Origin of the sequence: Flavobacterium pectinovorum (genome assembly GCF_006438875.1) — a bacterium.
GTDB lineage: Bacteria > Bacteroidota > Bacteroidia > Flavobacteriales > Flavobacteriaceae > Flavobacterium > Flavobacterium pectinovorum_A.
Window position 1 is genome coordinate 1 of sequence record NZ_RCZH01000027.1, and the last position, 14,774, is coordinate 14,774.

A 14,774-nucleotide genomic window follows, 5' to 3' on the forward strand; every position below is an offset into this window, starting at 1 on the left:
AATAAGTTCCCGTTCCACCAGTTGCCGAAGCTGTTGCAGATCCTGTTGCGTCACCTTTACAATTTACATCAGTTTTAGTATTTATGGCTGCAGTTAAAGCAAGTTCAGGTTCTGTAATTGTTATTTGTTCGGTATCGGTACAGCCTTTTTCATCGGTCACAGTTACGATATAAGTTCCCGCAATTAAGTTATTGGCTGTAGCTGAGGTTTGAACAGGCGAAGTATTCCAGGAATAAGAATAAGTTCCGGTTCCACCAGTTGCTGATGCTGTTGCAGATCCTGTTGCATCACCTTTGCAGTTTACATCAGTTTTGGTATTTATGGCAGCAGTTAAAGCAAGTTCAGGTTCTGTAATTGTTATTTGTTCTGTATCGGTACAACCTTTTTCATCAGTCACCGTTACGATGTAAGTTCCCGCAATTAAATTATTGGCTGTAGCCGAAGTTTGAACAGGCGAAGTATTCCAGGAATAAGAATAAGTTCCGGTTCCTCCAGTTGCCGAAGCTGTTGCAGATCCTGTTGCATCACCTTTACAATTTACATTAGTATCAGTATTTATTGCAGCTGTTAGAGAAAGTTCAGGTTCTGTAATTGTTATTTGTTCGGTATCGGTACATCCTTTTTCGTCAGTTACTGTTACAATATAAGTTCCCGCAATTAAATTATTGGCTGTAGCCGAAGTTTGTGCTGGAGAAGTATTCCAGGAATAAGTATAGTTTCCATTTCCTCCGCTAGCCGAAGCTGTCGCAGATCCTGTTGCATCACCTTTACAGTTTAGATCAGTTTTAGTGTTTATTGCAGCCGTTAGAGCAGCTTGTGGTTGTCCAATAGTAACAGTACAAGTTGTTTTGTAACCTAATTTATCAGTAACAGTAACAGAATGTGAACCAGCAGTCAAAGCTATTGCCTGAGCAGTTGTTTCAGTATTATCCCATAAATAGCTGTATTCTCCGTTTCCGCCAATCGCTGTAACAGTTGCAACACCATTATTATCTCCGTAACATTTGGCAGGAGCGTCCTGAACAATACTACAAGATAAAACATTCGGTTCTGAAATAGTAATGGTACAAGTTGTTGTACATCCTTTAGAGTCAGTTACAGTTACAGAATGTAAACCCGCATTTAAGGCAATTGCTTTTTGTGTTGTTTCAGTATTATCCCATAAATAAGTATAACTACCGTTTCCGCCAAGTGGAGAAACTGTTGCTTCACCATCACTTAATCCATTTGAAGTTACTGCTTTGTTTTGCGTAATTGAACAAGATAAAGGATCATAAGGTTGTCCTATAATAACCGAATTAGATTGGCTGGAACAAGAATCCGTAACAGTCAAAGTGTAAGTTCCAGTAGGAAGCCCGTTTACAGAAGCAGTAATTCCTACTTCGACATTTGAGCTGTTTTTCCATGAATAAGTTACAGTTCCTACGGCATTAGTTACCAAACCTGCATTTACTGTTCCAGTACTTTCACCATAACAAGAAGCGTCTGTTTTGGAAGAAGCTGCCAATGCTAAAGGTAAAGCTGGTTGTCCAATAGTTACCGAATTAGATTGATTGGAACAAGAATCCGTTAAGGTCAAAGTATAAGTTCCAGCAGGAAGTCCGCTTACAGAAGCCGTAGTTCCCACAAGTGTATTTGAACTATTTTTCCAGGAATACGTTACAGTTCCCACGAAGTTTGTTACTAATCCTGCAGTTACAGATCCCGAACTTGCATTATAACAAGTAGCATCCGTTTTAGAAGAAGCCGCTAAAGCCAAAGGCGAAGCCGGTTGTCCAATAGTTACCGAATTAGATTGATTGGAACAAGAATCCCTTACAGTTAAAGTGTAAATTCCTGCAGGAAGTCCGCTTACAGAAGCCGTAGTTCCTACGACAGTATTTGAACTATTTTTCCAGGAATACGTTACAGTTCCCACAGAGTTTGTTACCAGTCCTGCAGTTACAGATCCCGAACTTGCATTATAACAAGAAGCATCCGTTTTGGAAGAAGTGGCTAATGCCAAAGGCGAAGCTGGTTGTCCAATAGTTACCTGATTAGATTGGCTGGAACAAGAATCCGTAACAGTCAAAGTGTAAGTTCCAGTAGGAAGCCCGTTTACAGAAGCAGTAATTCCTACTTCGACATTTGAGCTGTTTTTCCAGGAATACGTTACAGTTCCCACGGAGTTTGTTACAGTTCCGGCAGTTACTGATCCTGAACTTGCATTATAACAAGAAGCATCAGTTTTAGAAGAAACCGCTAAAGCTAAAGGCGAAGCCGGTTGTCCAATAGTTACCGAGTTGGATTGATTGGAACATGAATCCGTTACCGTCAAAGTATAAATTCCTGCAGGAAGTCCGCTTACAGAAGCAGTAGTTCCCACGACCGTATTTGAGCTGTTTTTCCAGGAATATGTTACAGTTCCCACGGAGTTTGTTACTAGTCCTGCAGTTACTGATCCTGAACTTGCATTATAACAAGTAGCATCAGTTTTAGAAGAAGCCGCTAAAGCCAAAGGCGAAGCCGGTTGTCCAATAGTTACCTGATTTGATTGACTTGAACATGAATCCGTTACCGTCAAAGTATAAATTCCTGCAGGAAGTCCGCTTATAGAAGCCGTAGTTCCCACGACCGTATTTGAACTATTTTTCCATGAATACGTTACTGTTCCCACGGAGTTTGTTACTAGTCCGGCAGTTACAGATCCTGAACTTGCATTATAACAAGTAGCATCCGTTTTAGAAGAAGTGGCTAAAGCTAAAGGCGAAGCCGGTTGTCCAATAGTTACCKRATTAGATTGATTGGAACAAGAATCCGTTACAGTCAAAGTATAAGTTCCGGCAGGAAGTCCGCTTACAGAAGCAGTAGTTCCTACGATCGTATTTGAGCTGTTTTTCCAGGAATAAGTTACAGTTCCCACGGAGTTTGTTACTAGTCCTGCGGTTACTGATCCTGAACTTGCATTATAACAAGTAGCATCTGTTTTAGATGAAACCGCTAAAGCTAAAGGCAAAGCCGGTTGTCCAATAGTTACCTGATTAGATTGATTGGAACAAGAATCYGTWACMGTCAAAGTATAAGTTCCKGCAGGAAGWCCGCTTACAGAAGCAGTAGTTCCTACGATCGTATTTGAGCTGTTTTTCCAGGAATAAGTTACAGTTCCCACGGAGTTTGTTACTAGTCCTGCGGTTACTGATCCTGAACTTGCATTATAACAAGTAGCATCTGTTTTAGATGAAACCGCTAATGCTAAAGGCAAAGCCGGTTGTCCAATAGTTACCTGATTAGATTGATTGGAACAAGAATCTGTAACCGTCAAAGTATAAATTCCTGCAGGAAGTCCGCTTATAGAAGCCGTAGTTCCCACGACCGTATTTGAGCTGTTTTTCCAGGAATAAGTTACAGTTCCCACGGAGTTTGTTACTAGTCCTGCGGTTACTGATCCCGAACTTGCATTATAACAAGAAGCGTCCGTTTTAGAAGAAGTGGCTAATGCTAAAGCCCCCGCAGGTTGCGTTATTTCAATCGTCAAAATACCCGTTGCACAATTATTATTATCTGTAGCAGTTACTTTATAAGTTCCAAAAGTTAAACTGGATATGTTTTTTGTTGTTGCGAAGTCTACATTGTTTTTTGTCCATTTATAAGTATATGGACCTTGACCTCCTGTTGGATCATTAAGTGTAATTGCTCCGTTGTTTCCTCCAAAACAAGTAACATTTGTTTGTGATAACAAAGTTATAATTGGACAGGGAACATTTGTAGTAGGTGAGGTAATATTCTGAAATGTAGTCACACAAAGTGCATTTTGAAAATCTAACCTTGACGTACTAACCAGTTGATTACCGCATGTATTTGGTTTTGGCGTTAAGCGATATTTTAAAGTAATAGTTTCAACATTTAAAAAGTCAATATTCCAGGAAATTTGCTGTCCCGCTATTGAAGTAGTTCCTTTGGTAGCAGTCACAGTTCCAATTATAAAATTAGAATCGACAGTTTCTTTCTCAAAAGGAGTTCCTGTGATTTGTTTTGCAACCCAGGAAAGTTGAGTAAAAATTTGAGAATAAATTCCGGTTAGATTAGCTGCGTTTTCAGTAAAAAAAGAACCTCCGGACTGAACTTGGTTTAAAGTATATTGTGCATCAGTTTGCTCAGTTCCATTAATAGCACCAAATAATCCAACAGTGAAAATTTGGTTGTTATAAGTAACTCCTAATTTTACAACGGTCTTTCCTGCATTTGCTGCAGCGATCGCATCTTGTATACAAGTACCCGTTTGTCCGCCAGTACAATTAGTACCATGAGTTGCAGATGCATTAGCTACTCCATCGGTCAATAAAACCATACTTCTTGCAGTCGAACAATCGTAAGTTGCAGAGTTTAATACCTGATTAGCTTTAAGAATACCATCTTCGATATTAGTTCCGCCATTTGCAACAAGTCCGTTAATGATAGTTTTTAATCCCGCTTTACCGGTAGAATCCGTCAAGCCTTGTCTTATTGTACCATTACTGCTAAAAGTTACGATTGCGACTTTATTAAGTCCGGTAGGATTATTAGCAGCAAGGAACATTTTATCAATAAAATCATTAGCCGCATCCTGAGCATAAGATAATGGTTTTGGATTGTTTCCATCTCCCATACTTCCGGAAACATCAATAACTAAAACAACTTCTAAAGGTCTGGCAACAGGATTTGTACCCTGAATTTTTAATTCCACATCTAATGCTCCACAGACTCCGGGTGCTACAGTAACAGTTTTTGTTGGTGTAATTGTTTGGGCAAAACCTATCGTAGAAGAAAGAAAAAAAAGTAACAAATAAAAAGCTTTGCTAACTTGTTTCATAAAATGGATAAAGTGTAATGTTTTTTTCATTTTATATGAATTTAAATTGAAAAACGACTAAATATTTCTAAACGAACTATTTAATTTTCAGAAGGATTGTTTACGATTGTATGTACAATAGTGCTTGTTGTGTAATTGCTACAATTTGTCGATGTCGCGTTTATTTGGGTACAATTCCATTTGTTGTATGCAGTTCCTTGTGGGACCGTTAAATGAATTGAGAAAGTAGCTGTTTGATGAGATGAAACAGTGATCGAAGTAATCGGGACAGAACTATTGTCCAGAAAACTGCCAATTAAGTTAACATTTTGAGAAGTATTGGTCTGATCATTGTTCGAGCAATTGGCATTTATATTCAGGGCACTTAAATTATAGACATCAGACGAGTTTCCCTCGTTGGTTATAACCATCGTAAAATAAGCTCCATCAGTACCAGCGTTGCTGTAGTTTCGGTCTTTCTCGACTCCCAGAGTTGCGTTACACGAACCAGATTGTGCAAACGAAAGAGTTGTTACTAAACAAAATAGTATAGAAAAAATGTTTTTGTAAAAGAAACTTCTTCTGATCGAAAAAATAGACTTACAATTGGTTACAAATTTTACGGCCTTTTCAAGAGTAGATTTCGTTCTCATAACTTAAGATTTAGTTTTGTAGTATTTGTGAAATTTTAACAGAATCAAAGTTATATAGACTGTTTCCTTTTGATTTTTTTTGTCTGTAACTAACCTAAAAACTCGTTGAAATGTTCTTTTTTTGTTAAATTATACCTTTAAAAAGTATTTTTTTGTCATTTTTTTGAAAGAAAAAAGAAAGACTTTTTTTTGGTTTTTCATTGAAAACTGCTTTTTTAAAATATTTTAAAGCATTAATAATCAGTTATTTAGTTAAAATTTTATCAATTTGTAAATATCGACGAACTGTTGGTTTTAGCTGATGAAGTACACTTTTTGTTAAAAGTTGTTGGTGGAATTTGTGTATTGTTAAAATTTTGCGTATTTCGTATTCTTGTTAAAATTTGTAGATAATGTTAACAGAAATAAAAAAAGGAGCAGTATTAGAATTTCTTTTGTAAATTAGAACTTAAATAAAATACTAACCTCCATAAGGAGCTTTCTAAACCTTCGGCTTATGAAAAATTTAATTTTAATACGGCATGCAAAATCCAGCTGGGAAGCCCCTTTAAAAGATTTCGACAGACCTTTAATGAAAAAAGGGATTTTAGATGCACATGATGTATCAGCAACTATTTCAAAATTTCTGCCAAAGACCTATATAATATGGAGTAGTACTGCTGCTCGGGCCACAGAAACAGCGCTTATTTTTGCCCAAAATATTTCATATCCTATTGAAAGTATCGTTTATAAAGACGACCTTTATACCTTTGATGATAAACAACTCGAGAAAGTTATCAAATCATGTGATAATAGTTTCGATAGCGTTATTCTTTTTGGACATAACGAGGCTATTACAAATTTTGTTAATAAATTTGGGGATGTTTTTATAGAAAATGTTCCTACTTCCGGTTTTGTATCATTACAATTTGATGAAGAAAGCTGGAACAGCATTAATAAAGGCAAAACACATAAAACAATTTTCCCCAAAGATTTAAAATAAAAATACCAGTGTACGAACAGAAATATATCGATAGAGAAAAAAGTTGGTTAGCGTTTAATGCAAGAGTTCTTCAGGAAGCTGCAGATAATACAGTTCCACTTTTAGACAGGTTGCGTTTTGTTGGAATTTTTTCCAATAATTTAGATGAATTTTTTAGAGTTCGTTATGCTGCAATTCGACGGTTAAGTCTCTCAGGTATTTCTGGCGAAAAATATTTAGGCGGAGTTTCTGCCCATCAATTAATCAAAGACATTACAGAAATAGTAATTCAGCAACAATCAGAAAGCTTACGTATTTTAAGTAATATAGAAGCTGAGCTTGAAGCCGAAAATATATTTATAATAAACGAAGATCAAATTACAAAATATCAGGAAGCCTATTTGAAAGACTTTTTTGTCCAAAAATTAAGCCCTGAACTCGTAACAATTATCCTGAATGATTTAGCCGAATTTCCAGTTCTAAAAGATACATTAGGATATTTGGCAGTTCGTTTGGAAATGAATGTTAACAATGAAATTCGATATGCCGTTATCGAAATTCCCAAAACAATAAACAGGTTTGTTGTCCTGCCATCCAATGATGATAAACAATATGTTATCCTTATAGACGACGTTATACGTTATAATCTGGGGAATATTTTCAACATTTTTGACTATAAAAGCGTTTCAGCCCATATGATCAAAATCACACGTGATGCACAATTAGATATTGATAGTGATTTGAGCAAAAGTATGCTCGAGAAAATTGCAACATCAGTAAAAGATCGCAGAATAGGAGAGCCAGTTCGTTTTATCTATGATAATTTAATAGAGGTAGATACATTGCATTTTTTCTTAGATAAAATGAAAATTGTAGAAACTGATAGTATAATTCCGGGCGGAAGATATCACAATCGTCGTGATTATATGAGCTTTCCAAATTTAGGAAGATACGATTTACTATACAAACCAAATGAACCATTGCCAATTCCGGGATTGAGTTTAGGTGGAAGTATTTTGGAAAAAATTAATAAAAAAGACTATTTATTACACGCACCATATCAGTCATTTTCGTATTTGACAAAGTTTTTGCGTGAAGCCGCTTTAGATCCAAAAGTTACCAGTATAAAAATTACTTTATATCGATTGGCAAAAAATTCGCAAATCATTAGTTCATTGATTAATGCGGCTAAAAATGGTAAAAAAGTAACGGTTCAAATCGAACTTCAGGCGCGTTTCGATGAAGCTACAAATATCTCGTATGCAGAGCAAATGCAAACCGAAGGAATCGATCTTATTTTTGGAATAAAAGGACTGAAAGTTCACAGTAAAATATGTGTGATCGAAAGAGTTGAAGAAGGAAAAACACGTCGATACGGATTTATTTCGACAGGAAATTTCAACGAATCAACAGCTAAAATTTATACAGATGTAACGCTTTTTACCTGTCATCARGGAATTTTGAAAGATATATCTAAAATATTCGAATTTTTCGACATCAATTATAGAGTACACAGATACAAGCATTTAATAGTATCGCCACATTATACAAGAACAAAATTTGTTAAATTAATAGATCGTGAAATTCTGCACGCATTGGCAGGTAGAAAAACGCATATTAAATTAAAAATGAATAGTTTATCTGATTTTAAAATGATCGATAAACTATATGAAGCCAGTAACGCCGGAGTAAAAATCCAGCTTCAGGTAAGAGGAATTTGTTCCTTGATTCCGGGAATTCCAGGAATGAGCGAAAATATTGAAGCAATAAGTATTGTAGATAACTATCTGGAACATTCAAGAGTTTATATTTTTGGAAACGCCGGTTTAACCGAAGTTTACATTTCTTCAGCTGATTTCATGACCAGAAATCTCGATGGAAGAGTTGAGGTTACATGTCCAATTTATGACCTTGAAATTAAAAAAGAACTAATAGATAATTTCAACATAGCATGGAAAGGGAATGTAAAAGTGAGATATCATTCCTATAAATTAGATAACAAATATAAGCCACGTAATCATCATGCCCCATTTAGAGCACAGCTTGAAACCTACAAGTATTATCAGAATAAAATAGATGTAATCGAGGAGGTAGTACAGCGCTCCAATTAAATAAATAATAAAATTTCAAATCATAAAGTGAGCATGATTAATATAAGGAAATATGCAGCAATAGATATTGGTTCAAATGCCATGAGGCTTCTGATATCAAATGTTGTAGAACAAGATGGCAAAGAACCACAATTTAATAAAAGTTCGCTTGTTCGTGTGCCAATTCGTTTGGGACAAGATGCCTTTACTGTAGGAGAAATTTCAGAAGAAAATATAGATCGAATGGTTGATGCCATGAAAGCATTTAACCTTTTGATGAAAGTACATAAAGTGGAGCGTTACATGGCATTTGCTACTTCGGCAATGCGTGAAGCTTATAATGCCAAAGAAGTTGTGGCTTTAATTAAGAAAAAAGCCGATATTAAAATTGAAATTATTGATGGTAAAAAAGAAGCAGCAATTATAGCTTCGACAGATTTACATCATTTATTAAAAACAGACGAAACCTATTTATTTGTGGATGTTGGCGGCGGAAGTACAGAATTTACATTGTTTTCTGATGGAAAAATGATCAATTCAAGATCTTTCAAAGCCGGAACTGTTCGTTTGTTAAATAATATGGTTCATGATTCTGTTTGGGATGAAATCGAAAAATGGATTAAAACCAACACCGCAGATTATGAAGAAGTAACCTTGATTGGTTCCGGAGGAAACATTAATAAGTTGTTTAAAATGTCTGGAAAACAACAAGAAAAACCACTTTCATATATTTATATTAATTCGCAATATGCGTTTTTAAATTCGCTAACCTACGAACAAAGAATTGCCGAATTAGGCTTGAACTCTGACCGTGCCGACGTAATTATTCACGCAACAAGAATTTATCTCAATGCCATGAAATGGAGTGGAGCACGTCAAATCTACGTCCCTAAAATTGGACTTTCTGACGGAATCGTAAAAGCAATGTATTACGGAAAAATTTAATATTTAAAATGTATTTGCCACAAATTTCACAAATTTTCACGAATTTTTTATGCACAAAGTTTAAAAATACTAATTCGTGAAAAATTGTGAAATTCGTAGCTACTAAAAATTCATCAGTACATGAATAAAACTAGACTTGAAGCCTTTAGTGATGGTGTTTTGGCCATTATAATCACCATTATGATTCTGGAAATGAAAGTGCCTCATGGCGTAGAATTTGCAGATTTAAAACCACTGATTCCTAAATTTCTAAGTTACATTCTAAGTTTTATTTACGTTGGAATTTACTGGAACAATCATCATTATTTAATCCACAGTCTGACCAAAGTCAACGGAAAAATTCTTTGGGCAAATTTACATTTACTTTTCTGGCTTTCCCTAATTCCTATTGCAACCGGTTGGATGGGAGAGCATAATTTTGCCAAAGCTTCGATGACTTTATATGGAGCTGTTTTATTATTATCTTCGATAGCTTACTTTATTTTGCAGCGCACTATAATCGTTAATGAAGGAGAAAGTTCCTTGTTGGCCAAAGTTATTGGAAAAGATCTTAAAGGACATACATCATCAGTTTTATACATCGTGGGAATAGTTGCTTCATTTTTTAACGAATGGATTTCCGGAGCAGCATATTTTACAGTTGCTCTATTATGGCTTATTCCAGACAAAAGAATCGAAAAGATTTTTAATAAATGAAAACTGTTTTTCAATCCATTCAGATTTTACCTCAAAATGAATTAGAGCAATTAGATGCTTTAATCACTTTTCGAAAACTTAAAAAAGGAGAACTTTTATTGAAAGAAAATCAGGTTTGTAACGAAATCTATTTTATCAAAAACGGAATTCTGAGATCCTATTTTTTCAATCATCAAGGCGATGAAATCACGAATTGTTTTGCTTTCGAAAATGAATTCATGTCATCATTCTCCAGTTTTATAACACAAAATATTGCCGAAGAAAATATTCAGGCTTTAGCCGATACAGAATTGCAGGTTTTAAGCCGGGAAAGTTTAGAAAAACTATATAGTTTAGGAATTCATTGGCAGGAAATCGGTCGAAAATTGACTGAAATGGAATATGTAAGACTTCAAGAGCGAATGATTTCCTTTCAGAAATTATCCGGAACACAGCGTTATGAAGAACTTTATCAGAATCATCAAAAATACCTTCAATTAATTCCACTTCAATATTTGGCATCATATTTAGGCGTAACGCCAAGACATTTAAGCCGAATTCGAAAAGCGATTTTATAGGACATTTGTCTGGTTTCTGAGAAATATTTACTCATTATTTTTGCTGAAAATAATATACAATAATGAGAGAAAATATTTTAATAATTGGAGGGACAGGATTAGTAGGTAAAGTTATATTACGTATTCTTAAAGAAAGAAATCCTGACTACAACTTATTTGTTGGAAGTCGAAAGTTAAGCAATCAAAGTAATAGTTTGCTTATTGATGTCGCTAATCCTAAGACTTTTAATCCTATCATAGAGAATGAAATAGGTTTGATCGTAATGTCTACAAAAGATGATGCCAATGAAATTCTGCAATTTGCAATACAAAATAATATTGACTATGTTGATATTACAAAACCAACTCCCGATTTGACCGTTGCATATGATTTAGCTAAAGCAAATAAACAAAATATTAATAGCCGAATTGTTTTTAGTTCTGGCTGGATGGGCGGTATTGTTGGTAGTTTGATTGATTTCGTAGAAAGTGATAAGTCTAAAATTCAAGAAACAAATCTTTATATTTATTATTCGGTAAAAGATTTAGCTGGGAAAAGCTCAGCAAATTTTTTGGCAGAAAATATATGTAAGCCTTTTATAGTTTATGAGAATAATAAAGCTAAGAATGTCAAGCATTTTTTAAATTCAGAAAAATTTGATTTTTCATTTGGAATAGGAAAAAGGCAAGTTTATAATTTAGATGTTCCGGATTTATTCATTTTAAACCAACTGGAGAAAATACCAACTGTTAGGGTTAAAATGACTTATAATTCTAAATTTATTACCCGTTTAATGGGGTATTTTCAATCTTTTAAAATTTTTAATATTATGTCTTTAAGAGAAAGGCAGTCATTGTTTGGTTCAAGTGGAAATGGTGATCAGACCATTTTTGAAATTATTGTTAAAACCAAGTACAAAACAAAGAAAATTAGTTTGCAAAGCGTGAAGGGTCAAGCTGAATTAACAGCATTTTCGACAGTTTTACATATTGAGAAATTGTTAAGTGAAACAGTATCAGATGGGATTTATTTTAGTCATCAAATACATTCATCTCAAGAAGTTTACAAAGCATTAGAAAGTTATCATACAATTAATATTAAAATAGACTAGTTGAATATGAAAAATATATTGATTATAAACGGACACCCAAATCCGTCAAGCTTTAATTTTGCAATCGCAGATTCTTATCTAAAAGGCGCAATTGCTTCGGGAGCAGAAGTGGATACTATCACAATTGCTGATTTAAAGTTTAATCCGAATTTGCAGTTTGGTTATCAAAAGCGAACAGAGTTGGAACCTGATTTGTTAGAAGCTTGGGGAAAAATTCAGAAAGCAAATCATCTTGTTTGGATTCATCCCGTTTGGTGGGGAGGACTTCCGGCAATTACAAAAGGATTTATAGATCGTTTATTTTTGCCAGGAATGGCATTTCAATATCGCGAAAACTCCGTTTGGTGGGATAAATTATTATCTGGAAAAACAGCGCATATTATCACAACCTTAGATCAGCCAGGCTGGTATTACAGATTGTTTTATGCACGACCAAGTGTGAATCAATTGAAGAAATCAACTTTAGGATTTTGTGGAGTAAAGCCGGTGAAAGTAAGTTACTTCGGAATCATAAAAACAGCCGATGATTTTCAACGAGAAAAATGGCTGCAGAAAGTCTATGAGTTTGGACTTAAAAATAAATAGAAGTTCAGCCGCGAATTTACGAATCTACACGAATTTTTTATTCTCAAAGATTAGCAAGAAATAATTCGTGAATTCGTGGCGAAAAAAAATATTAAGAAGTTAAATCCAATCCAAATGTAGTACGCAAAAGATCAAGATTTGGATTGATTTCCATCAAACGATTGTATCGATCCTGATCGTTCAAACTTCGTTTGCTTTCGATAGCTTCGTTTACATTAACTTGAATTGTAATATCATGATTGTGTAAATGTCCTTTCAAATGCCCTAAAAGACCATTAATCTGACTTTCGAAATCTAATTTAGAACCTTCGTTTGGTAATTCAAGTGTAATGGTAGTTCCGTCTAAAGTTGGGTCGTTAATTAATAATAACGCTTCCATAATTTTGAAACCTTTATCTCCCAGGCGCTGGGCATATTTGTTCCATTGTACCAACATTTCTGTTTCAGTAAAATCTTCCGTCGGCATTACAGAAGTAGGTTTTACATAGGCTTTTGTGCTTGCTTCCAGTTCTTTTTTCTTGCGAATACTTGATAAAGAAAAAGCCGAAATTTTAGGTTCGGTACTAACTTCAGGTTTTGGAGCAACAGGAGTTTCCACTTTTGAAGTTTCAACAGTTTCTGCTTTTTGTGAAGTTTCGGTTACAGATGAAGCGGTCGTATTTTCAACAGAAGTTGGATTGACAGTTTCAACGCTTTCAACTTTCGACTTTGGACTTTGAACTTCAACTATAGAATAACTCCCATTCTTATAATAAGTGGGCGGAATTATGAATTGCTCAACTTTTTTTTTTCTCCATCAAAATTGATAGAGGCCAATTGCATCAAACATAATTCAACTAAAAGGCGTTGATTCTGACTTAATTTATACTTTAAATCACAGTCATTTGCAATGTCGATTCCTTTTAGTAAAAAGTCCTGCGAACATTTTTGTGACTGAACACCATACATTTGTTGTGCTTGTTCTCCAACTTCAAGTAAAGTGATTGTAGCAGGAGTTTTGCTCACCAATAAATCTCTGAAATGCGAAGCCAGACCAGCAATAAAATGATGTCCGTCAAAACCTTTTGCAAGAATATCATTGTAAGCCAATAAAAGATCCGGAATCTTATTTTCTAAAAGTAAATCAGTAATGCTAATGTAAGTTTCGTAATCTAAAACGTTTAGGTTTTCAGTTACAGCCTGACGTGTTAGGTTAGTTCCGCAGTATGAAACCACACGGTCAAAAATGGATAGAGCGTCACGCATTGCACCATCTGCTTTTTGAGCAATAATGTGCAAAGCATCGTCTTCAAAATTGATTCCCTGACTTGTTGCAACTTCTGCCAAATGTTCTTTAGCATCTTTTACAGTAATTCTTTTGAAATCAAATATCTGACAACGAGATAAAATCGTTGGAATAATTTTGTGTTTCTCTGTTGTTGCTAAGATAAAAATAGCATGTTTTGGCGGTTCTTCTAATGTTTTCAAAAAAGCATTAAAAGCAGCCGAAGACAACATATGAACCTCGTCAATAATATAAACTTTGTATTGTCCGGTTTGTGGTGGGATTCGAACCTGATCAATCAGACTACGAATATCATCAACCGAGTTGTTTGAAGCGGCATCTAACTCAAAAACGTTAAAAGCAAAATCTTCATTTGGATCATCATATCCGGGCTGATTTATTTTTCGAGCCAAAATACGTGCGCAAGTTGTTTTTCCAACTCCACGTGGTCCTGTGAATAAAAGCGCAGAAGCAAGGTGATTACTTTCAATAGCATTCAGCAAAGTGTTGGTAATAGCTTTCTGACCAACAACATCCTTAAAGGTTTGTGGGCGATACTTACGAGCCGATACTACAAATTGTTCCATATTCTTTTTATTCGATAGCAAATATAGGCTGAAATTTACCAAATCACAAATCTGAAAATCATAAATGTTTGATGGATTTTTGAGTGTTTTGAATATGAGAAAGTAAGAGTTAATTTTAATACCAGCCTGACGAAATGGAACGCAGATAAAACGGATTCGCTAAAGCGAAAACGCGGATTTATACTGATTTTTTTCTTTGTATTGTGTTCCTGAGCGTACCGATCCCGAAGCTTCGGGCAATGTCATTAAGTTAAGCTTTTTGACTAGCCTCCAGCTTCAGCTGGAGGTGTTTAATATGCACAATGAGTGGCTTTAGCCAAATCGTACATTTTTGGCTAAAGCCACTCAGACTGGTTTTACATAATCTCCAGCTGAAGCTGGACGCTATTCAAAACTACACTTTGAGATAAAAAATATAATYAAAAAAGCTTAACTTAATGACATTGAGCTTCGGGACGGAAGAAGTATCGTAATTATAACCACAATCAAAGTCCTTGCGGGGAAAGAGCGGTTCGCCAAGGCGAAAGCAATCTCAACG

Annotated in this window: 11 protein-coding genes; 7 read left to right on the forward strand and 4 right to left on the reverse strand. The window is 35.1% G+C overall.

Going from position 1 to position 14,774, the window contains the following annotated elements:
* Both EAH81_RS25810 and EAH81_RS25815 read right to left on the reverse strand, forming a co-directional pair.
* On the reverse strand, window positions 1–4,858 hold a 4,858-nt coding region (locus EAH81_RS25810), incomplete at its 3' end, for a VWA domain-containing protein (RefSeq protein WP_140511868.1).
* Window positions 4,859–4,908: 50 nt separating this feature from the next.
* On the reverse strand, window positions 4,909–5,460 hold the full coding sequence (locus EAH81_RS25815) for a hypothetical protein (RefSeq protein WP_140511869.1): 552 nt from the start codon (window positions 5,458–5,460) through the stop codon (window positions 4,909–4,911).
* Between the two features lie 496 nt (window positions 5,461–5,956).
* Here EAH81_RS25815 and EAH81_RS25820 point away from each other — a divergent pair, with 496 nt between their 5' ends.
* The 7 genes from EAH81_RS25820 (at window position 5,957) to EAH81_RS25850 (ending at window position 12,385) form a co-directional block, all read left to right on the forward strand.
* The gene (locus EAH81_RS25820) at window positions 5,957–6,442 is read left to right on the forward strand and encodes a SixA phosphatase family protein (RefSeq protein ID WP_140511870.1); all 486 of its coding nucleotides are present in this window, start codon (window positions 5,957–5,959) and stop codon (window positions 6,440–6,442) included.
* An 8-nt stretch (window positions 6,443–6,450) separates the two neighbouring features.
* Window positions 6,451–8,532, forward strand: coding sequence for a polyphosphate kinase 1 (gene ppk1, locus EAH81_RS25825; RefSeq protein WP_170214159.1), 2,082 nt, complete (start codon window positions 6,451–6,453; stop codon window positions 8,530–8,532).
* 33 nt (window positions 8,533–8,565) lie between these two features.
* Window positions 8,566–9,456: a Ppx/GppA phosphatase family protein gene (locus EAH81_RS25830; protein WP_140511872.1), complete on the forward strand. Its 891-nt coding sequence runs from the start codon at window positions 8,566–8,568 to the stop codon at window positions 9,454–9,456.
* Between the two features lie 120 nt (window positions 9,457–9,576).
* The gene (locus EAH81_RS25835; protein WP_140511873.1) at window positions 9,577–10,152 is read left to right on the forward strand and encodes a TMEM175 family protein; all 576 of its coding nucleotides are present in this window, start codon (window positions 9,577–9,579) and stop codon (window positions 10,150–10,152) included.
* Entirely contained in the window at window positions 10,149–10,709 is a 561-nt protein-coding gene (locus EAH81_RS25840) for a Crp/Fnr family transcriptional regulator (RefSeq protein ID WP_140511874.1), read from the forward strand. The genes EAH81_RS25835 and EAH81_RS25840 overlap by 4 nt, the downstream gene beginning before the upstream one ends.
* Before the next feature lie 62 nt (window positions 10,710–10,771).
* A complete protein-coding gene (locus EAH81_RS25845) occupies window positions 10,772–11,800 on the forward strand; it encodes a saccharopine dehydrogenase (protein WP_140511875.1) in 1,029 nt (342 codons plus the stop codon).
* A 6-nt stretch (window positions 11,801–11,806) separates the two neighbouring features.
* Window positions 11,807–12,385, forward strand: coding sequence for an NAD(P)H-dependent oxidoreductase (locus EAH81_RS25850; RefSeq protein WP_140511876.1), 579 nt, complete (start codon window positions 11,807–11,809; stop codon window positions 12,383–12,385).
* Between the two features lie 91 nt (window positions 12,386–12,476).
* Here EAH81_RS25850 and EAH81_RS25855 read toward each other — a convergent pair whose 3' ends face one another.
* Together EAH81_RS25855 and dnaX are read right to left on the reverse strand one after the other, a co-directional pair.
* Window positions 12,477–12,983, reverse strand: coding sequence for a DNA polymerase III subunit gamma/tau (locus tag EAH81_RS25855; RefSeq protein ID WP_241676660.1), 507 nt, complete (start codon window positions 12,981–12,983; stop codon window positions 12,477–12,479).
* 167 nt (window positions 12,984–13,150) lie between these two features.
* Window positions 13,151–14,236, reverse strand: coding sequence for a DNA polymerase III subunit gamma/tau (dnaX, locus tag EAH81_RS25860; RefSeq protein WP_140511877.1), 1,086 nt, complete (start codon window positions 14,234–14,236; stop codon window positions 13,151–13,153).
* Between the last annotated feature and the right edge of the window lie 538 nt (window positions 14,237–14,774).